A 20,025-nucleotide genomic window follows, 5' to 3' on the forward strand; every position below is an offset into this window, starting at 1 on the left:
GGGAGCGGCTATTGAGGCTCTTACTAATGAACAATAAAATCATTGGCTTTACCTTGTTGGTGTTAAGTTTTGCAAGCGGTTGGTTGTGGATGGATTATCAAAAAGCGTTACATCATCCGGCGCTGACCGATAAAACTGTTTATATAGAAATTGAAAAAGGCGATTCGCTTGATCTTATTAGCGATAAGCTTGCAGCTCAACAGCTTGATATTACACCCTTCTGGTTTAAGGTTATCGCCTTTCAAGACAATGCTTTTAAAAAAATTAAAACAGGGGAGTACGAGTTAACTTCCGGCATAACTATACCCCAAATATTGGCGTTATTCGTTCAGGGAAAAACCAAGCAGCATACTATTACTTTTCCGGAAGGCTGGAGCTTTAAAGAAATATTGCATGAGATTGAGAAAAACCCCAATCTAGAGCACACGTTAAATGGTGTCGATTTTGCCAGTTTAATGATCAAGTTCAAGTCCGACATGCAGTCGCCCGAAGGTTTGTTTTTTCCTGATACCTATTTCTTTGAGAAGCATACGTCCGATGTGTCTTTATTAAAAAGAGCCTACGAAAAAATGCAGCAGGTATTGCAGCAGGAGTGGCTTAATAAAGCCGAAGGACTGCCGTTTAAGACGCCTTATGAAGCTCTGATTCTTGCTTCCATTGTAGAAAAAGAAACCGGAGCTGCCGCCGAAAGACCCATCATCGCCGGCGTATTTATCCGAAGGCTGGAACAAAATATGCTGTTGCAAACCGATCCTACCGTCATTTACGGTATGGGTGAAAGTTATCACGGCGATATCAGAACCCAAGATTTAACCGCGGACACACCCTATAACACTTATATTATCAGTGGCTTGCCGCCAACACCGATCGCCATGCCGGGACGCGATGCACTTTATGCCGTCTTGCATCCCGATAAGGGAGACAGTCTTTATTTTGTAGCCCGTGGTGATGGAACGCATGAATTTTCGGTGAACTTAAAGGACCATATGACGGCCGTTGATAAATTTCAAAGGAACAAGAAATGATTAGAGGGAAATTTATTACACTGGAAGGCGTTGAAGGTGTCGGCAAGACTACCAATCTGGCGTTTATAAAAGACTACTTAGAGCAGCACAATATTTCTGTCGTTGTTACGCGCGAACCGGGCGGTACCCAACTTGCCGAAAAAATACGTCAATTATTGCTGGACAAGAAAAGCGAGGCCATTTCGGAACAGGCCGAGTTATTGATGATGTTTGCGGCAAGAGCCCAGCATATCAAACACGTCATTGAGCCGGCTTTGGCACAAGGGAAATGGGTGCTTTGCGATCGATTTACCGACGCCACATATGCTTACCAGGGCGGCGGCCGAGGCATGAAAATCAGCACTATCAAACTGCTGGAAGATCTGGTGCAAGGCACATTAAGGCCTGATTTAACTTTTCTGTTGGATGCACCGGTGGAGATAGGCATTGCGCGGGTCAGAGAACGCGGAGCGCTTGACCGTTTTGAATTGGAAAAAATCAGCTTTTTTGAAAACGTTCGGCGAGCTTACTTATTGCAGGCCGAATTAAACCCCGAGCGCATCAAACTAATCAAAGCCAATCAACCGCTAATCGATGTGCAAAGAGCCATTGCAGATGTCATGCGTACATCACTCGGTTTGTGTGCCTTGAATTGCCCAGCGTCTTCCCGACATGTCATCGTAAAATGACCGTGCCCAGCCAATTATTGCCTTGGCAACAACATTTATGGGGGCATCTTTGCAGTTATATCGAGCAAAAGCGCATTCCCCAGGCATTGCTCATCACTGGCAACAAAGGCTTGGGCAAGCAGCAGTTAGCCGGTCAGTTCGCCGTTGCGTTGCTTTGCGCAGCACCGCAGGGCAATGGTATGGCTTGCGGTTTGTGCAGCAGCTGTTTATTGGTTAATGCCGAAACTCATCCGGACTTTATTCAAGTACAGCCCGAGGAACCCGGCAAAGGCATCACTATCGGACAGATACGCAGCCTGGTTACCCGATTAACCTTAAAACCGCAGTTCGAGACTCATCGCATTGTTATCATTAATCCGGCAGACAAGATGAATAATGCCGCAGCCAATGCGTTCTTGAAATGTCTTGAAGAGCCGACCGAACGCACCGTCATCATATTAATTACCGAAAAACCGTCCAAATTACCGGCGACTATCATCAGCCGTTGCCAGAAGCTGGCTATCGTCTCACCGGATAAACAAACCGTGGCTGACTGGCTGACCATGACTGTGCAGTCAGATGCGGCAACGGACAAGAAAATGTACTGCAATATCTCTTTGGCGCAGGGAGCGCCTTTGCTGGCATTGGATTACGCTAATGATGGGACATTAACATTGCGTAACGAATGTTTCAAAACATGGATGGCAATAGCAAAGCGGCATGAATCTCCGGTCATTGTGGCTGAAGACTGGCACAAGCTACCGGCATTGCCGTTAATATTCTGGATGACTTCCTGGGTTATCGATTTGATTAAATGTTTTTATCATTCCGATGTCGAAAATTTATATAACCCCGACTTGCATGAGCAGTTGCAAGAACTGTCCCGGCAGCTAGAATTAAAAGGACTTTATAAGTTGTATGATCTATTATTGATAGGTCGGCAACGACTGGATACGCAAATAAACAAGCAATTATTGTTTGAAGAAATTCTAATACAATGGCACGAACTTAACCGGAGTCAATGACCATGGCAGATGCAGGAGCCGGACAAAGCATATTGTCCCTTTCAATTAAAGATAAAAACGCTTTATACGCAGCTTATATGCCTTTTGTTATCAATGGCGGATTGTTTATTCCCACCAATCGTGAATATGAAATGGGGCAGGAAGTGTTTATGCTGCTCAATTTAATGGATGAAACCGAACGTTTGCCGATAGCCGGAAAGATCATCTGGATCACTCCGCCCGGCTCGGAAGGCATAAGGGTCAGTGGTGTCGGCGTACAGTTTAGCAACCAGGATGGCGGCGTATCGCGCAATAAAATAGAAAACTATCTAGCCGGTTCCTTAGAGAATGACCGTTCAACGCATACTATGTAAACAAGATAAAAGGCTAAAGGCAAAGGGCAAAGGGCTAAGGGCCGACGTTGACGCCCGGTTCTTTCGCCCTTAGCCTTGTGCCTTTCGCCTGCTTTTATAAAAACTTTCATGTTAATAGATTCCCATTGTCACCTGGATCGTATTGATCTGGCACCCTACCAAAACGATTTTGCCTGTTTCATGCGTGAAGCGGCAAATAGCCAAATTGAACGTATGTTATGTATTGCGATAGATTTGGAATCTTATCCGGCAATGCTGGAGTTGGTCTCTCCTTATCCGGAAATATCCGTGACCGTGGGCGTGCATCCTAATGTTCAGGATGGTCAGGACCCAGGTATCGAAGAGCTTATTATTCTTGGTCAAGCCGACAAAGTTATCGGCATAGGTGAAACCGGGCTGGATTATTTCCGTAGCGAGGGCGATCTAGCCTGGCAACACCAGCGTTTCAGGAATCATATTAACGCCGCAAAAGTGTTGAAAAAACCGTTGATTATCCATACTCGTGAAGCCAAGCATGACACACTGCGTATTCTGGAAGAAGAAGGTGCTGATGAAGTAGGGGGAATTATCCATTGCTTTACCGAAGACTGGGAGTTTGCCCAAAAAGCCCTGGATTTGAATTTTTATATTTCTTTCTCCGGCATAGTGACATTTAACAGCGCTAAGGAAATTCAGGAAGTCGCTAAAAAAGTACCGGTCGACCGTTTTCTTATCGAGACCGATTCGCCTTATCTGGCCCCGGTGCCTTTCCGCGGCAAGCCTAATTATCCTACTTACGTGCGCTATGTTGCAGAAAAGCTGGCGGAGTTGCGTGGAACGACAATGAACAAAGTCGCAGAGTCATCGACTGAAAATTTCTGTCGATTATTCAAGATTTCTTAGTGTTAGACGATTGCTTGCTCTGAGGGGCAACGTTATAGGCCAAGCTTTACTTGTAATCCTGTATTGAAGCAATAGGTATTTGTCATTTTGATTTGGCGTCAATGATTTGCTTGTGCATGTATAGATTTACGCTAATTTGAATGTGGCAATAGTGTGAGGCGAGAAAACCGTGTATCCATCAAGCAGGGCAGTGCTCCGCCTCTCAATTAAAAGTTACCTGGGCAGACAATTAAAGGTAATGGTTTGAAGAAAATCAACTTGCAAGGCATAAACTTTTACACGCCATCCATGGCATGATGAAAGCTAAAAAAGTAAAGTTTCCTGTTGAAGAAAACTCATAAAATTGATGAATTGGGCTTGCGTTTTAAAAGAGTCTTTACGATTGATGCACCCAATCCGCACCTAAAGTTCCTTGCAGATCTTGCAGATAAGTCAGGCTGTTGATCTCATCCAGCATGCGCTCAGTTGCTTCGAGTTTTAAGTTTAACTCATTGCGGCTGGCCGAATCGTCATGTTCCGTTTTACTCAATTGCTGCTGGATATAAGTTTTGTGTTGTTGCCAAAGCGCAATGTCGCGTTGCTGTTTGATTTCAAGGCGCTGTTGATACCAGTCGCTTTGCAGTAAGTAGTCGCGGGTGAACATCGCGCGAATAGCCGGGTCGCTGACGGTTTTACCTTCATGCTGGCCTTCGGCCATGATATGCAGCAGCGCTTTCAGCGGCGGACAGGCATCATTGATGGAACCGTCCTGGAAGTACAGTTGCGCGACCCGTTGCTGCGCTTCATAGACATTGTCGATGCCGTCTACATAGCTGGCCAGATCCTGTGTTTCCGGCTTCAACATGGCTTCGTCAAATACCGCCGTCGGGTAATCGAACACTTTGCCGAAATTGGTATGTACGAAGCGTTCGGTAATACGATAGCCCAACCGACTTTGAAAGACGGTGCGTCCCTCGTATTCAAAATCTTCCAGTTTCTCCAGCTGTCCTTTTTCAATCAGGTACTGCGGGTCGCGCTGGGTGACCGGCAGGCGTGACCAGATTTCAGGAATCAGCAAACTAATATCATGATCGATCCGGCGCTTGGAACCTATGTAACCCGCAGCTGTGGAATAGCCATCGTAGCCGCACAGGATAAAGGAAACCAGGGCGGTGTTCAGGTCGGCGGTAGCCGATACGGCATTGAACGGACCTTTGGTTAATGCGCCCTCAGAACCTGCGCCGGTGGTGGACGGCGATTTTCCGGTCAGGCTGCAAATAAAATCCATAAACAGCTCAGGCAATTCCTGGTAATGGATAGGATTATAAATAGCCAGCGGGCGGATGCCTGACTCAAGGTCGGCTGGGTTGTTGCGCCGTCCGGTCAATACTTCGTTAACCGGGAAATAAACGGTCTGGTCGGCATCAAGTCCTCGAGCCAGGCGGGTGGAAAGCTCCGCAATATAACGCATTTTGGGGTTAGCGATGTCGGGACGAAGCTGTAAGTAACGGACGTTCTGGCTGGGTTTGCCGTCCACCAGTCGAGGGTGCGCAGACGATACGAAATATTCGCCTTCCTTGCCGTTGACTGCCTGATGAATGACGTCTTGCATCGGCTCGCTGAACTCGTCGAAGTGGATCACGTCTTCGATGAACTCGCGCGCGTCTTTTGCGGTCAGCGGCTGAAAATTGGAAATAAAATTGTCGGTGCGTGAAAAGTCCAGTTCGGTTTGTAAATCGGTGCCCCGGTGTACCGCATCGTCGGGGCGCTGAAAAAAGCTTTGCTCGCAATTTTCGACCAATTTGACGCTGGGGTTTTTATAATCGGGATTAAGTCCGGTCAGGTAGCGCACCGGCACGACCGTAGATGCGGAAATGTCGTCTTCCAGTTGGACCTTGGCCGAGGCGATAAAATCCTGGCGCAGTTTGAACACCCGCCATGCGCCTTTTTCGTCGAAGCCTACGCGCAGGTAACTGGCGATCAGTTTGCGGCCCTGGAATTTCAGTTCGTTGCCGGGATGACTGTTGACCATGTCGACGGAGAAATATTTCTTCCAGTCATGCCCCCATTCTTCCTTGTAAAAACGTTTGATCATCAGTGCTACCGCCAGGATATGCTGGGGTATGGTCGCCAGCCACTGGTTATGGGCGTCCGAAAATTCGGTTTCGGACGGCGTCAGCAGTTTGATGACCGAACCCAGCGTGCGTTCGTTGCTGAGCAGAGGGCGACGGTCGAGGCCATGCAAAGCCGGATCGCGGAACCGGGTTGAATAATCGTGTTCGAATATGGCGGTGACTATATCCATGTCCTTATCGAAATGATCGACAAAAACAGGGCCGAAAATGATGGCTCCGGCAATCGATTTGGAAATCTCCGATTTGCCACCGCCGGATACGGTGCTCGGCTTGTGGCAGAAAGTGCCTTCCTGATGGGTGCCGATCAAGCGCCAGCTAGGGGCGGTCGGGTGGCGTTCCATGTGGATTTTAAAGCCGTTGGGATAGACGTAGGTGTTGCCGAACAGTAATTTGAGCGAGTGCGTCTGCCGGTTATGCGTCCAGCTGACTTGCTGCTGCGGAATGTTGAACTTCGCCGTATTGGGAATATAAATAATGTCGGGATAGTTCCTGTCGACCGCATAGCCTTCGTCTTTGGTCTCTATGACCGGCGACAGCTGGCGGCAGACTCTGTCGAAAGAGTAATGCTCGCCGATGTATGAAGTATGCGGCAAAAAGATTTCGCCGAGGATAACTCGCGGGAAGGCCAGCGCGCCGCCGGAGTGCTCTTCTTCAGCGCCGCCGTACAGGTTGGCTGAGTAGCTGATATGGGACTTGATTTCCTTCTTGCTATAGCCGAAATAGTTGTCGGCGATAATGGTGACAATCACCCCCTGCATGTCGCGGCACACCAGCTTAAAAGGCTGGCCGTTATTGTACAGCTCATCCGCATTTTGCCAGCACATGCCGTCTTTGCGCTGGCGCTCGGTGGCGTCGCCGTAATGCGGCAGGCCGAGGTCTTTTTTCCGGCAATGAACCAGGTGAGAGGCAAGAATGATACAGCCGGTATGGCCGGTCCAGTGGTCGATATCCAGCGCGGCATCGTTTTCGGGCAGGAACGGATCGCCTGCATTGCCGAAAATGGATTCGACAAAATCCAGGTTGGCGACCAGTCCGCCGGGAGCGAAAAACCGGACTTCCATGGTCTTGACCGGCATCGATGCGGAAATTTCCGGGCATACGATTGGTCTAAGTAACGATGACACCCAGAGTTTGGCTGTGTTTGCCTGGGCGCTGGTAAAGGGCAGGGATAAAAGGTCGTCGGGAGGCGTTAAGGCTGCATGGAGCAGAGCCGCGTAAGCCTGCACCGGCACTTCGCTTTTATCGGCCGGAACCGGAAGGCCGCCGGCGGCAATGTGAAACACGCCTTTGGTGGTGCGCCGGTCATTTTTGGGGTTATGCAACACGCCTTGCTGAATCCGGTAGGAATCGATATAAGGCGAATGGAATTCGTTATGCTGAAAGGGCAGGGATAATTCCCGAGCCAGTCCTTTTTGCTCCAGCACAAAGGTTTCGCCCGGCAAGCGGATCGGAGAATCTATGCCGTTTTCAGTCAGGTACGTGTTAAGGAAATCCTGTATCCGCTGGTCGGCCGGACAACGGTATTTAGCCAACGCCAGCAGGCGGCGTTGCTGGGAATAGGTTTTTAACAAACCGCCGGCAATCTTGAGGTATTGCGGATCGTTTTCCACTTCGCAAGTCGGCTGGCCCAGTGCCGCAAGTTGGAGGTTGATGTGCTGTAATTGTTCCAGTCGATTCGGGGCGGATGATTTATTATTGTTATCTGAGTTCATTCGTGTGGATTCCGGCGGTCGTGGTTGGCGGATAAGGCTAATGTTTATTAGGATGGTTATTTAAAAAGCAATCGGTCAAGTAAATGGATGGCATTGTAACAGTTACTCACGAATAAAAAGCCTCAAACTTTTTAATGAAACTATTTAGCTTGTCGGCGGGCAAGTGATTGATGCCGGCAGCAGCTTTACGTCCACCGCCGGTTGGAAAGGCCGAACATAATTGGTCTGCGCCGGTTTGATTGATTAGCGGCGCTCTGACACTAACCTGGTAATCATGGTCTTTATTACGAGTGATTACGGCATGTGCTCTGGTTGGAGCATGGTTGGCCAGGAAATTTCCGAAGACGCCGTTAACGCGTCTTGCCCAGATGGTGTCGGGCAGGATGAATACGGCGACTGCGTCGCTTTGGTATTCCGGGGCAAGGCGTTGAGCATTTGCCATGTCTTCTTGATAGCCCTGTTTCAGTTGAGTAAAGATGTCATGGTTGCCGCTGATAAAGTCGAAAGGGGATTGGAATCCGGCCATTTCCAGATACAGTTTGTCGGGGGCAAAGTGCAGGTCAGCTATGCAACTGCCGTAGCCGTTGTAGTTGATGTAGATGCCAAGATTTTTCAGGGTTTCGAGTTCTATTTGGCTTAGATTTAGGGAGGCGGCCAGCTTTTCGGCACTGTGATTTAAATTGTCGCCAAAGGCTGCGGTTATTGCCCATAACGGGTATTTGCCATTCAGGTGCTGATTAACGAGCAGGCTGGTGCAGACCGCGCTGTCGGTGTTAATCAGGGTTTTTAGACGAGGATGCTTGGGAATATCGCCGGGCTGATGGTGGTCGACATAAAAAATATGAGCTCCTTGGCGTAAAAACTCATTAAGCCGTGCGCTGTTTTTTTGCAGGGAAATATCCAGTACGGTGACGTAATCGCCTGAGCTTACGTTGAATTTATCCAGCAATTGGATATCGCGTTTAATGCCGGTAATGAGATTTGATGCCAGCGGTCTATCCAGGCGCAGTTGAATTAGGGCGCAAATGCCGTCAGCGTCGCCATTGAAGACATCGAAGTGCATGGTTTATTCCACTGCGGACAGAATGTTTCGATCGCGTAACAGCGATATGACCAGCTGCGCACTTTCTTCGAGCGTAAATTGGCTGGTGTTAATTATTAACTCCGGGTTTTCCGGTTCTTCGTAAGGCGAGGAAATGCCGGTAAAGTCCTTTATTTCGCCCAGTCGCGCTTTTTTGTACAACCCTTTCACATCCCGTCGTTCACAAACCGGTAACGGGCAAAAGCAATAAATCTCGATAAAATCGCCATTCGGCATTAGGTTTCTAGCTGTGGCGCGTTCCGCTTTAAACGGTGAGATAAACGCGGTAAGCGTTATCACGCCCGCTTCCAGCAGTAGTTTGGCTGTTTCACTGATGCGGCGGATGTTTTCCTTGCGGTCTGTATCGCTAAAGCCCAGATCGTTACATAAGCCGTGGCGTACATTGTCGCCATCCAGGACAAAAGTACTCAAGCCGCTTAGAAATAGTTGTTCTTCCACTGTATGAGCCAGCGTTGATTTTCCGGAACCGGATAGGCCGGTAAACCAAAGGACTACTGATTTATGCGCATTTTTTTGTTCGCGGCGCTGTCGAGTGATGGTGGCACGGTGCCATACAGTATGGAGGCTTTTGTTCGGCATATTCACGAGGAATTAAAGATAGCGAGCTTATTCTGTGAGAGTCACACCGATTTTAACGGTGACTTGCCAGTGCGCGACTTTACCGTTTTCTATATGGCCTCGAGTTTCGACGACTTCAAACCAGCGCAAATTATCGTTGCTTTCTCCGGCCTTGCTGACGGCATTTTCGATAGCTTCTTGTATGCCGGTGGCGGATGAGCCGGTCAGTTCTATTTTTTTATAAACGTGGTTAGGCATAATCGTTACCTCTGGTGAGTGTAATAAAAATCCAGCTCTTGCAAACGTTCAGGCGTGCCTATGTCCATCCAGAATCCGTCCATTTTTTGTCCTGAAACCCGGCCGTCTGCTATGGCTTGGCGTAACAGCGGTCCCAGTTTACAAGGTCCTGAGGGAATGTCGTTAAAAAGTTCGGGACGATACAGTCCGATGCCGCTGAATGTGAATTGCTCGGTGTTGTTTGCAACGACTAATCCCGACTTATCCAGGCCGAAATCGCCCTCAGGATGATGCGCGGGATTATCGACCAGGATCAGATGAGCCAAATCGACAGTCTGGCTTTTGAGTTCGGCGAAAGGAAAGTCCGTGGCTATATCGCCATTGACCACCAAAAACACCTCATCGCCTAATAAATGTAAAGCGTTAATAATGCCGCCGGCTGTTTCCAGCGCTTGCTCGCCTTCGGGCGAATAGCTGATGGTTGCGCCAAACTGGTTGCCGTTGCCGAGCCGCTGTTCTATTTGCAAGCCCAAATGGGCATGATTGATGACTATCTCATTAAAGCCGGCCGCGACCAATTGTCCGATGGTGTGTTCGATCAGCGGCTTGCCTGCGGCGGTAAGCAAGGGTTTGGGGGTATGGTCGGTTAGCGGTCGCATTCTTTCGCCGCGCCCTGCCGCTAATATCATCGCTTTCATACTTCGGCCAAGCTCAGTGCAGGTAACACCTGTTCTTGCAGGAAAGCATTGAACTCGGCAAGTTCAGGGTAAGCCGCGCAAACGGTAGTGACATAGTTCAGGGTGCGCGGTATGTCGGCAAGGTAGTTGGACTTGCCGTCTCTCAAGTGCAAGCGGGAGAAAATGCCAATGGCTTTAAGGTGGCGCTGCATGCCCATCAGGTCAAACCAGCGTTTAAATTGGGCCGGGCTGCAAGTAATGAGGCCAGCTTGCCGGAGTCGCTCAAAATAGTTCAGTCGCCATTGCTCAACCTGTTGCTCAGGCCAGTCTATATAACAATCGCGCAATAATGACACCAGATCATAGGTAATGGGGCCGATAACAGCATCCTGAAAATCGATGATTCCTGGCGAGTCGCTGGCTAATACCATCAGGTTGCGCGAGTGGTAATCTCGATGGACGAAGGCGTGGGGCTGTTCCAGCGCCGATGCCGTAAGAAGGGTACGGACTCTCTCCCAAACCGAGATGGGAATTTGAACATCCAGTAACTCGGTTAAAAACCACTCGTCAAAAATAGCCAGCTCTCTGTGCAGGAGCGCTTCATCATAGCTGGGCAATCCGGCGTTTTGTACAGAGACTTGGGTTTGCAGTTTGAATAAACTATCTAAAGCGGTTTGATATAACTCGTCGACAGTGGTTTCATTAAGTTGGTCCAGAAAACACTGGTTACCAAAATCCTCCAGCAATAAAAATCCGTCAGTCAGGTTTTGTTGGAAAATAGTCGGAACGTTGATTTGATGCTGCGTTAGTAGCTTGGCGATTCTAATGAAAGGCTCGATATTTTCTTTGGCCGGGGGGGCATCCATGACAATAAACTGTTGCCCAGCGGCCGCCAGCGATTGTTCACTGAGTTGATCTGAGGCTATTCTTCCTGCATTCATGCAACCGCCTGACGTGCTGACTCTAAAGTAACGACGAAAGCTGGCATCGCTGGAGGCGGGAGCGCATGCAGCGATGGTGAACAATAAATCGTTTTCAAGCCAATCGAACATTGATATCGTTCTTAAGTCTTCAGGCATCATCATGTTTAGGATAGATTAGTATAATGTAGGGGTAGTAAGGTAAAATTAGCGTCCGGCATTTTATTCGATTTACGATTCTCTACGCTACTAAACTTGATATCACCTATGCGCCGCCGCTTATTACTGTTTTTTTTACCTTCTCTTTATACATCTGTTAGCAATGCCAATGAGGCACTTTGGAATTGTACGCAAAATAAAGATAGTAAAGAGTGGGTTTGTGTCGGTGAAAAAAAACCTTTGGAGAAAACCAGTGCCGAGCCGACTTCTGTCAGTCCTGCGTCTGCTAAAGATACACAGTCAGTACCCACAGAGGCTGTTGAAAGCCCTCAACCTGTTTTAGCAGAGCCTGCGCGCGATGCTGCTGAGAATGTCGAGCCGCTGTCCGTTCCTGTCGAGAAGGCCGAGATGGAAGTCGATGCACCCAAGCTTCCTGTCAGCACTAAGGCTGATAAAGACACAAGCCAAGTCAGTGTGGAGACTAAGCCAATCGATCAACCTTTGGCTGTTTCCAATTCTAAAAAAACACTTCAAACTGAAGCTAATCGCCCAGGCTGGACCTGCGACGCTAAAAACGCAGATAAAAACTGGGATTGCAAGTTGGTTGGCGCCGATCCTAAGGGACAGGCGCGAGCTGTTGAGACGGCCGGGTCCGGCATAAGTTTACTGACCCCGGCGTTTGATCATAATGAAGAGCTAACTTTTAACAACCTGAAATCACAATTGAAATACGATCCTTGGCAAAATTGCATGGCACCCGGCGCTCAAAAACCTGGATTTGTGCCTGAAAGGGATTTAAGAGATGTGTCTCCTCTGGATATCGATGCCGATTATGCGGAAATATTCGACAATGAAATCTACAGTTATACCGGCAATGTTGAAATGATTCGCGCAGATCAGCGCTCAGTTTCTAAGAAGGCCAATTATGACACCGTTTCGGGAACTCTGGATTTACAAGGCAGTGTTTATTACAGTGAAGATGAATTGGCGCTGCACAGTGAGTCGGCGTCTCTGAACCTGGCATCCGATAAGGCTAAGCTGAGGAACGCGCTGTTTATTGCCCCTGCTACGCCGATCAGGGGCAGAGCAAGTACGATTTATCGGGATAGCAGCGCCTTGTCCCGGTATAAAGATGTGGCCTATACCAGCTGCCGTCCCGGTAATCAGGATTGGGTTGTGCATGCGTCTGAGCTGAAGATGAATAAGACCACTGGTCAAGGCGCGGCCAAAAATACCTGGCTTGAGTTTAAAGGCACGCCTGTGTTCTATTCGCCTTATCTTTCTTTCCCGATTGACGACAGGCGGCTTTCCGGTTTTCTAGCGCCTTCATTCGGTAATACGCAACGGGGCGGATTTAGTTTAACAGCACCTTACTACTGGAATATAGCGCCTAATTATGATGCGACTTTACGTCCGCGATATCTCTCAAAAAGGGGCGCTCTATTGGGCGGGAGTTTCCGTTATTTGACGGAGATGACTGCAGGGCGTGCGGATCTGGAGTTTATGCCTAATGACAGTCTTCGTGATAAGGCCCGGTATTTCGCTGGCATTAAGAATACCAGTCAATTTACGCCGCATATCAGTTCGGATCTGGATTTGAACTATGTGTCGGATAATGAATATTTCCAGGATCTAGGCAATGCGCTTAGCACGACTACTTACAGCAGTTATCTTGTAAGTCAGGCTAACCTTGGTTATGCAAATACTTATGCAAATACAGGGATTTCATTAAGAGGCCATGTTGACAACTATCAATCGATTGATAAAGCGATTACAGATGCGGGTTTGCCATACCGAAGATTGCCGCAGGTAAATTTGAACTTGAATCGTTCATTCGATTTTATGCCGCTGAATGCATTGATGGGCGCTGAGTATGTCTATTTTCAGCATGATGCGATAGTGAATGGACAACGAACCAATGTTAGACCAACAGTCAATTTTCCGCTGCAAACCGCCAGCGCTTTTTTAACACCTAGTCTTTCCTTACAGCATACCCAGTATTTTCTTAGCAATCCAAAAGGCGGTGCTACATTAGCCCCGGATGACATATCAAGAACCCTGCCAATCTTTTCGGCGGATACCGGTTTGTTTATGGAAAAGAATGTCAATATTTTCAATAAATCTTACCTGCATACTCTTGAGCCCAGATTGTTTTATTTGTATGTTCCCAATACTAATCAAGACGATATTCCCATATTCGATACTGCGCCAAATGATTTTTCATTTAATAGTATGTTTTTGGAAAACCGCTTCAGCGGACAGGATAGAGTAGGGGATGCTAATCAGCTTACGGCAGCCTTAACAACACGCTTGATAGATGATAAGACCGGTAAGGAAAAGCTAAAGCTCAGTGTGGGTGAAATTGTTTATTTTCGGGATAGAAAAGTTATTTATCCAGGTTATCAGGAAACTTTACCGGGCTATTTTCCAGATACCGATCAGTTCTCAAATTTGGTAGCCGAACTGGGCGCGGGCTTGACGGATCATGTTTCGCTGAGTTCCGGGACGCAATGGAATCCGCATCTGAATGATTTTGTCAGGCACCACGCTATGCTGCATTATATGGATCAGCCCGGTGAGATTGTTAATCTGGGCTATCGATATAGGAAAAATACAATTTATCCGGATTTAAGCGGGGCGAGAACTTTTGACATTATTCAAAGTGATGTTAGCTTTCACTGGCCTGTTTATAACGATTGGTCTGCGGTAGGGCGCTGGACGTATTCGTTGCTGAATAATTCAACTCAGGAGAGCTTCTTTGGCGTGGAAAAGGAAAATTGTTGCTGGCGTTTCCGTGTTATCGGGCGGCGCTGGATTAACAGCATCAACCTTAATACAAACCCAAATATCCAAAATTCCCTTGCGATTGATGCTACTGGTATAAGCCAGACAGGCGTATTTTTTCAGATAGAACTTAAGAGTTTGACCGGTATTGGGGAAAAACTGGACGAGTTTTTTGAGCAGCAAATTTATGGTTATCAAGCACCGAAAGATAGAAATGATTAAGCAAATAAACATGAAAAGAACCATTGTAATCGTGCTGTTGTGTAATTTATTGTTCGGCAGCTTTTTAGTACACGCGGAAGTTCTCGATACTATCATCGCGGTGGTTGAAGAGGACGTTATTCTTGAGCGTGAATTGCAAAAAGAAGTGGCCGCTATTGAACAAAGAATACAGCAAAGTAACGCCGCAGTTCCGCCTATCTATGTACTGCGCAAGCAAGTACTGGAGAAAATGATCGTCGATAAACTCCAGCGGCAGTTAGCTGAAAAAGCCGGGATTAATGTCAACGAAGAAATGCTTAATAGTTCGGCCGCAGATATAGCCCGAAGAAATAATATGGATCTGGAGCAATTCAGGTCGGAGTTGGAGAGTCAGGGCATTAGCTATCAAAGCTTTTTGGATAATATACGTAATGAGATCGTTATTAACCAATTACGCGGCAGAGAGATAGGTGGACGTGTCAAGGTGACCGACCGAGAGGTTGAGCACTATATGGAAACCCAGGATAAAATCGGCGAAGAGTCTACGCAGTATCATTTGGGGCATATATTAATTGCGGTTAAAGAAGGCGCATCATCGACAGAAATACAAAAAGCAATGGGTAAAGCCGATGATCTTGTCCGGAAACTGCGAGAAGGACAGGATTTTACTCAGACAGCCATAAGCGATTCAGATGATGCGAATGCCCTAAAAGGCGGAGATCTGGGTTGGCGCACCATGAGCGCAATGCCTACCTTGTTTATTAATGTCATTGCTCAGATGAGGCAGGGCGATGTGTCTGACCCGATACGCAGTCCGAGCGGTTTTCATATTATTAAGATGCTAGAGCTAAAGGGCACCGACAATCACATGATTGTTAAAACCAAAGTTCGGCATATTTTAGTAAAAACCAATGAACTGGTTGATGATGCCGAAGCAAAAAAACGTCTGTACGCATTAAAAGCCCGTATTGCCGATGGCGATGATTTTGCTGCATTGGCACGGGCGCACTCCGATGACAAAGGTTCGGCATTAAAAGGCGGTTCGCTTGATTGGGTGGGGCCTGGCGATCTGGTTAAGCCGTTTGAAGACGCCATGACAAAACTCGGTATCAACGAAGTGAGCGAGCCTGTACAAACGCAGTTTGGCTGGCACGTTATTCAGGTTTTGGGCCGGGAAAATAAGGACGACAGTAGTGAGTTCAAAAAGAACCTGGTAAGAGAGGCTATCCGTAAGCGTAAGATCGAAGAAGAAACGGAGCTCTGGATACGCAGATTGCGCGACGAAGCTTTTGTGGAAATTTACCAGGATCGACTTTGAAACAGCGTCTTAATTAGTCTTTCGTTATCGGAATGATCAGCAATAAATAATAGGGTTGCATGGATACAGGAGCTATGGCGCTAATGAGGGGAAAGGCAGAGCAACGCAGGAAACGGTTGCCCAAAGCACCAACAGCAAGCGCTTTGGACAATGCAGAAGCGGTTATAGCCCCACCAAGCATTAAAATGGTTCGCTATCGGTTGGATGTGGGAAGTAAGCATCAGGTTACGTCGGAAGAGCTTAAAAAAATATTGATTGAAGAGTCAGGCGTCGACAAAAACAATATCAACAATATTAATATTCAAGGTGATTACACACTTGTTGAACTGCCCGATGAAATGCCACAGGATATTTTTCTGCATTTAAAAGCGGTAGAAATTAAGCAGCGTAAACTGGATATAAAACGGGTCAAGGCTCGCAACAAGAAACGCCACAATTATGGCCGACGTGGAAAAAAGCGCGCTTCTCAATCTAATAGCGACACTGATCAAACCAGTGGCGGTTGAACTGAGTAACCAACTATAAGGATTAAACCCTGACGTAGGGATTGCTGCGCATTTCTTCTCCAAAAGTGGACAGTGGGCCGTGGCCCGGAATAAAGGTGAATTGCTCACCCAAAGGCCATAAATTATTTTTAATCGAATTAATCAATGTATTGAAATCCCCTTTTGGCAAATCGGTTCGGCCAATTGATCCTTTAAATAGCACGTCGCCGACTATGGCCAGTTTTGTGTCGCGGTGAACAAAAACCACATGCCCCGGCGTATGACCAGGGCAGTGAAAGACTTCCAGTATTTCCTCGCCAACCTTAATAATATCGCCCTGATTTAGCCAGCGGGACGGTGTAAACGATTTGCAGGCGGGGAAACGAAAAGTCCGGCATTGTTCAGGAATGGCGTCAATCCAGAATTGGTCGTCCTGATGCGGGCCTATAACGGGGATCGAAAGCAGGGCCGACAACTCCGCAGTGGCGCCGATGTGATCAAGATGTCCGTGGGTAATCAAGATGGATTCGGGCGATACCTTTTCCCGGGCAATGGCTTTTAAAATCAGATCGATATCGCCGCCGGGATCAACAATGGCAGCTTTATGGGACTGTTCGCAAATCAGCAAAGAACAGTTCTGTTGGTAAGAAGTAACAGGAATAATACAAAATCGCATGGCTAAGTGAAGACAAAAATCAAATTTTATCATTAAAAATCACCACCAGCCGCAAAACGTATGTTTTACGGTATGTTAATAACTGCTCGTTTTACACTATGACAAACATCCAATATATAAATACCCCAGATCAGCTAACTGAATTATGTGAACAGATTAAGAAAGAACCTTGGTTGGCTCTTGATACGGAGTTTTTACGGGAGAAAACTTATTACCCAAAGTTTTGCCTGCTGCAAATAGCCACGCCGGAATGGGTAGCCTGCATTGACCCTATCGCCCTGCCATCGCTGGACATTCTCTTTGATGCCATCTATAGCCCATCTATCGTAAAAGTATTTCACTCTTGCCGGCAGGACTTGGAGATATTTTTTCAGCTGACCGGAAAAGTGCCCGAGCCACTTTTTGATACTCAAATCGCCGCACCGTTATTGGGTTTTCAGGAGAATCCGGGTTACGCGATGCTGGTTTCCAACCTGTTGAACGTGAATTTAAACAAGGCGCATACCCGGGCAGACTGGAGCAAGCGGCCGCTGATCACTGCGGAAATCCAATATGCCGCGGATGATGTGATTTATCTGTGCAAAATTTATCAAATGATGTTGCAGAAGTTAGCCGAACTGGGCAGGATCGATTGGCTTGAGCGTGATTTTGCCGAACTGGCAAATCCGGAAATTTATCAGGTCAGGCCTGAAAAAGCGTGGTTGAAAATTAAAGGCAAAAACAAGTTGACCGGCAGGCAATTATCAATCGTGCAAGCGTTGGCTGAATGGCGGGAAAGAACCGCACAGACTGAAGATCGTCCCAAAAGCTGGCTGCTGCGCGATGAATTGCTGTTCGATATAGCCAAGCTGCAACCGGAAACGACAACTGAACTAGCCAATGTTCGCGGCATTAACGAGCGCGTGGTTAATCGTTATGGCAATGAATTATGCCAGCTAATTACGGCTGCCAAAAATCGCGCGCCGCTACCTTTGAATGAAACAGGTCGACCCGCCAAAAAAACTCAGCAGCAGGAAGCGATACTGGATATTTTAACGGCGCTGGTCAGAATTCGTGCAGAAGAAAACTTGTTAAATCCGGTTATTCTTGCGACACGTAAGGATTTGGAAGTGTTGTTGTTCAATGACGATGACGAGTGCCCGCTGCTGCACGGTTGGCGTTATGAAATGGCCGGCAGGGAATTGGTGGGTTTGTTAAAAGGGGAATTGCTGCTCGGGATTCAAGCTGACCGATTGGCCATTATTGAAAATAAATCCCCGGCGTAAGCACAGCTTCGAGAACATCGTATTTAAGCAGAACTCTGTTTTAAGAAAACCTTATCGTTAACCGTCACGGGTCGTTAATGACGATCAAAAAAGCGGCAATTGTTGGCGGTATTTTTCCGATAGTGTATTTTAAGTTGGCAAGGCTGATGCTTGCAGCGGCCGGTTGTCATATAATGCGCGTTTTAATTTTTATGTTCCCATAAGGAAAAGTTAATATGAAAAAAATTATTTTGTTTGTTTCGGCCTTACTGGTCTTGTTTGCCTCAGTAGCCAATGCTCACGGTCCTGTGCGTCAAAAAGCCGAAGAAAAAATCACCATTGATGCACCTGCTGCAAAAGTTTGGGAGATTATTAAGAATTTCGGCGATATGTCTTGGCATCCCAGCATTATGAATACCACAGTTAAAGGCGACAATACCAAAGGTGCGGTTCGCGTTTTAACCTTGAAAGATGGCGGCACACTTACCGAAGAATTGAAAAAGTACGACGAAGCTAAAATGTCTTACGCTTATAAAATCACTGACATGAGCTCATCTAAATCTATTACTCATGCCGGTGCTGAAGAAAAAGTTCCTGCGTTACCTGTAAATGACTACGCAGCAAGCATTGAATTAGCCGATAAAGGCGGTAAAACCGAAGTAGTTTGGAAAGCAGGTTATTACCGCGCTTACATGAATAACAATCCGCCGGAAGAAATGAACGAAGAAGCCGCAAATACAGCAGTCAAAGCTGTTTTGGAAACTGGCTTGCTCAACCTGAAAAAACTGGCTGAAAAGTAAGGCTTAGCAAATGTTCCTTGCGAACTATCGCCACGCCAACTCCCGGCTGGTGCGTGGCATACACACCGTCCTTGGCGATCGCCACGCCAGTTCCCGACTGGCTAGTGGCATACACACCATCCTTGGCGATAAGGCTGTAGCGATTTTCATCGCTACAGTCTTTTTATCTACACCGCTTGCGGCCCAGCCGACTGCTTATATCAGTAATCAACTGGACGATAGCGTCTCTGTTATCGATACAGCAACAGGCAGTGTCGTTGAGACCATTGCTGTTCCGGGCAAACCGGCCGGGATTGCAGTTGCACCTGACGGCAATAAAGTTTATGTCAGTACGCCGGAAGCCAAAGGTTTCGCCGTTGTCGATACAAAAAAGCACGCAGTCATTGCCAAGGTTACTGTCAATGACGGTACGCTAGGTATTACTGTGGCGCCGGACGGCAAGCGGATTTATGTGGCGGACTGGTATAAGAATACCGTCTCGGCGATTGATGCGGACAGTCTACAGATCGTTAAAACGATCGGTGTCGGCGAATCACCGTCCGGCTTGGTTGTCAGTCCTGATAATCGCTGGTTATATGTCGCCAACCGGATCAGCAATTCAGTTTCCAAAATCGACCTGAACACCTTGACGGTCAAACAAGCCGCTCAGGTTGGCACGCATCCGTTCGGACTCACCATTGATGGCCGAGGCGAGCGCATTTATGTCGCCAACGTAAAAAGCGATGATGTCACGGTTGTCGAAACGGCAAGGATGAAGCCCATTGCTACCGTAAAGGTCAATATGTTGCCTTATGCAACAGCGCTGGCGCTTAACGACAGCCGCCTGTTGGTGACCAACCAGGATGACGGCTCGGTTTCTGTAATCGATACCGAAACCCTAAAGGAAATCGCCCTGATTACCGTCGGCACCAAACCTGAAGGCATCAGCACCCATCCGAATGATCGGCATGTCTACGTGGCGAACTGGTTTGACGGCAATGTTTCGGTGATCGATGCCCGAACCCTGAAAGTGATAGATACCATTAAAGCCGGGGAAGGCAGCCGTGCTTTTGGGCAGTTCATGGGCAAATAGCAATAAATAATTTTTATAGCCAAATAGCATGGAC

General features: G+C 47.5%; 18 protein-coding genes. 11 read left to right on the forward strand and 7 right to left on the reverse strand.

Annotated elements, in window-relative coordinates; genetic code table 11:
- Positions 1-26 precede the first annotated feature (26 nt).
- The 5 genes from mltG to M0R47_RS04645 all read left to right on the forward strand — a co-directional run bounded on the left by mltG (position 27) and on the right by M0R47_RS04645 (position 3,932).
- Positions 27-1,025: an endolytic transglycosylase MltG gene (gene mltG, locus M0R47_RS04625; RefSeq protein WP_292550958.1), complete on the forward strand. Its 999-nt coding sequence runs from the start codon at positions 27-29 to the stop codon at positions 1,023-1,025.
- Positions 1,022-1,693, forward strand: a complete 672-nt coding sequence (tmk, locus tag M0R47_RS04630) for a dTMP kinase (RefSeq protein WP_292550961.1) — start codon at positions 1,022-1,024, stop codon at positions 1,691-1,693. Before mltG ends, tmk begins: the two co-directional genes overlap by 4 nt.
- A complete protein-coding gene (locus M0R47_RS04635; protein ID WP_292550964.1) occupies positions 1,690-2,697 on the forward strand; it encodes a DNA polymerase III subunit delta' in 1,008 nt (335 codons plus the stop codon). The genes tmk and M0R47_RS04635 overlap by 4 nt, the downstream gene beginning before the upstream one ends.
- Before the next feature lie 2 nt (positions 2,698-2,699).
- Complete coding sequence (locus tag M0R47_RS04640) at positions 2,700-3,050, forward strand: PilZ domain-containing protein (RefSeq protein ID WP_292550967.1); 351 nt, start codon at positions 2,700-2,702, stop codon at positions 3,048-3,050.
- Between the two features lie 108 nt (positions 3,051-3,158).
- Entirely contained in the window at positions 3,159-3,932 is a 774-nt protein-coding gene (locus M0R47_RS04645; RefSeq protein ID WP_292550970.1) for a TatD family hydrolase, read from the forward strand.
- Positions 3,933-4,308: 376 nt separating this feature from the next.
- On the opposite strand, the gene M0R47_RS04650 is transcribed toward M0R47_RS04645, so the two are convergent.
- The 6 genes from M0R47_RS04650 to M0R47_RS04675 all read right to left on the reverse strand — a co-directional run bounded on the left by M0R47_RS04650 (position 4,309) and on the right by M0R47_RS04675 (position 11,384).
- On the reverse strand, positions 4,309-7,758 hold the full coding sequence (locus tag M0R47_RS04650) for a hypothetical protein (RefSeq protein WP_292550972.1): 3,450 nt from the start codon (positions 7,756-7,758) through the stop codon (positions 4,309-4,311).
- Positions 7,759-7,864: 106 nt separating this feature from the next.
- Entirely contained in the window at positions 7,865-8,821 is a 957-nt protein-coding gene (locus M0R47_RS04655) for a DHH family phosphoesterase (protein WP_292550974.1), read from the reverse strand.
- Positions 8,822-8,824: 3 nt separating this feature from the next.
- Positions 8,825-9,439: an adenylyl-sulfate kinase gene (gene cysC / locus M0R47_RS04660; protein ID WP_292550977.1), complete on the reverse strand. Its 615-nt coding sequence runs from the start codon at positions 9,437-9,439 to the stop codon at positions 8,825-8,827.
- Between the two features lie 27 nt (positions 9,440-9,466).
- Positions 9,467-9,679 carry a dodecin gene (locus M0R47_RS04665; protein WP_292551135.1) on the reverse strand — a complete coding sequence of 71 codons (213 nt, stop codon included), beginning with the start codon at positions 9,677-9,679 and terminating at the stop codon, positions 9,467-9,469.
- A 2-nt stretch (positions 9,680-9,681) separates the two neighbouring features.
- Positions 9,682-10,353, reverse strand: coding sequence for an N-acetylmuramate alpha-1-phosphate uridylyltransferase MurU (gene murU / locus M0R47_RS04670; RefSeq protein WP_292550979.1), 672 nt, complete (start codon positions 10,351-10,353; stop codon positions 9,682-9,684).
- Positions 10,350-11,384 carry a phosphotransferase gene (locus M0R47_RS04675; protein WP_292550981.1) on the reverse strand — a complete coding sequence of 345 codons (1,035 nt, stop codon included), beginning with the start codon at positions 11,382-11,384 and terminating at the stop codon, positions 10,350-10,352. The genes murU and M0R47_RS04675 overlap by 4 nt, the downstream gene beginning before the upstream one ends.
- A gap of 135 nt (positions 11,385-11,519) precedes the next feature.
- On the opposite strand from M0R47_RS04675, the gene lptD reads away from it, so the two are divergent.
- From lptD to M0R47_RS04690, 3 genes are read left to right on the forward strand one after another with little or no spacing between them, the layout of a single operon-like run.
- Positions 11,520-14,417, forward strand: a complete 2,898-nt coding sequence (lptD, locus tag M0R47_RS04680; RefSeq protein WP_292550984.1) for an LPS assembly protein LptD — start codon at positions 11,520-11,522, stop codon at positions 14,415-14,417.
- Between the two features lie 10 nt (positions 14,418-14,427).
- Complete coding sequence (locus M0R47_RS04685; protein ID WP_292550986.1) at positions 14,428-15,714, forward strand: peptidylprolyl isomerase; 1,287 nt, start codon at positions 14,428-14,430, stop codon at positions 15,712-15,714.
- Between the two features lie 59 nt (positions 15,715-15,773).
- Positions 15,774-16,220 (forward strand): DbpA RNA binding domain-containing protein, encoded by a 447-nt coding sequence (locus tag M0R47_RS04690; protein ID WP_292550989.1) that lies wholly within the window; start codon positions 15,774-15,776, stop codon positions 16,218-16,220.
- Between the two features lie 22 nt (positions 16,221-16,242).
- On the opposite strand, the gene M0R47_RS04695 is transcribed toward M0R47_RS04690, so the two are convergent.
- Complete coding sequence (locus M0R47_RS04695) at positions 16,243-16,908, reverse strand: MBL fold metallo-hydrolase (protein WP_292550992.1); 666 nt, start codon at positions 16,906-16,908, stop codon at positions 16,243-16,245.
- 65 nt (positions 16,909-16,973) lie between these two features.
- Between M0R47_RS04695 and rnd the strand changes: the two genes are divergently transcribed.
- From rnd to M0R47_RS04710, 3 genes are all read left to right on the forward strand, one after another.
- On the forward strand, positions 16,974-18,140 hold the full coding sequence (gene rnd, locus M0R47_RS04700) for a ribonuclease D (RefSeq protein WP_292550995.1): 1,167 nt from the start codon (positions 16,974-16,976) through the stop codon (positions 18,138-18,140).
- A 215-nt stretch (positions 18,141-18,355) separates the two neighbouring features.
- A complete protein-coding gene (locus M0R47_RS04705; RefSeq protein ID WP_292550997.1) occupies positions 18,356-18,919 on the forward strand; it encodes an SRPBCC family protein in 564 nt (187 codons plus the stop codon).
- A gap of 10 nt (positions 18,920-18,929) precedes the next feature.
- Positions 18,930-19,991: a beta-propeller fold lactonase family protein gene (locus M0R47_RS04710; protein ID WP_292551001.1), complete on the forward strand. Its 1,062-nt coding sequence runs from the start codon at positions 18,930-18,932 to the stop codon at positions 19,989-19,991.
- Positions 19,992-20,025: the final 34 nt, after the last annotated feature.

Origin of the sequence: Methylobacter sp. (assembly GCF_023227905.1) — a bacterium.
Taxonomy (GTDB): Bacteria; Pseudomonadota; Gammaproteobacteria; order Methylococcales; family Methylomonadaceae; genus Methylobacter_A.

Coding starts and splice junctions, on each gene's coding strand:
- M0R47_RS04645 (WP_292550970.1), top strand. CDS start 3,159: ATGTTAATAGATTCCCATTGTCACCTGGATCGTATTGATCTGGCACCC.
- M0R47_RS04705 (WP_292550997.1), top strand. CDS start 18,356: ATGAAAAAAATTATTTTGTTTGTTTCGGCCTTACTGGTCTTGTTTGCC.
- M0R47_RS04685 (WP_292550986.1), top strand. CDS start 14,428: ATGAAAAGAACCATTGTAATCGTGCTGTTGTGTAATTTATTGTTCGGC.
- M0R47_RS04635 (WP_292550964.1), top strand. CDS start 1,690: ATGACCGTGCCCAGCCAATTATTGCCTTGGCAACAACATTTATGGGGG.
- M0R47_RS04710 (WP_292551001.1), top strand. CDS start 18,930: ATGTTCCTTGCGAACTATCGCCACGCCAACTCCCGGCTGGTGCGTGGC.
- cysC (WP_292550977.1), bottom strand. CDS start 9,439: ATGCCGAACAAAAGCCTCCATACTGTATGGCACCGTGCCACCATCACT.
- M0R47_RS04690 (WP_292550989.1), top strand. CDS start 15,774: ATGGATACAGGAGCTATGGCGCTAATGAGGGGAAAGGCAGAGCAACGC.
- M0R47_RS04695 (WP_292550992.1), bottom strand. CDS start 16,908: ATGATAAAATTTGATTTTTGTCTTCACTTAGCCATGCGATTTTGTATT.
- M0R47_RS04640 (WP_292550967.1), top strand. CDS start 2,700: ATGGCAGATGCAGGAGCCGGACAAAGCATATTGTCCCTTTCAATTAAA.
- M0R47_RS04650 (WP_292550972.1), bottom strand. CDS start 7,758: ATGAACTCAGATAACAATAATAAATCATCCGCCCCGAATCGACTGGAA.
- rnd (WP_292550995.1), top strand. CDS start 16,974: ATGACAAACATCCAATATATAAATACCCCAGATCAGCTAACTGAATTA.
- lptD (WP_292550984.1), top strand. CDS start 11,520: ATGCGCCGCCGCTTATTACTGTTTTTTTTACCTTCTCTTTATACATCT.
- M0R47_RS04675 (WP_292550981.1), bottom strand. CDS start 11,384: ATGTTCGATTGGCTTGAAAACGATTTATTGTTCACCATCGCTGCATGC.
- M0R47_RS04655 (WP_292550974.1), bottom strand. CDS start 8,821: ATGCACTTCGATGTCTTCAATGGCGACGCTGACGGCATTTGCGCCCTA.
- tmk (WP_292550961.1), top strand. CDS start 1,022: ATGATTAGAGGGAAATTTATTACACTGGAAGGCGTTGAAGGTGTCGGC.
- murU (WP_292550979.1), bottom strand. CDS start 10,353: ATGAAAGCGATGATATTAGCGGCAGGGCGCGGCGAAAGAATGCGACCG.
- mltG (WP_292550958.1), top strand. CDS start 27: ATGAACAATAAAATCATTGGCTTTACCTTGTTGGTGTTAAGTTTTGCA.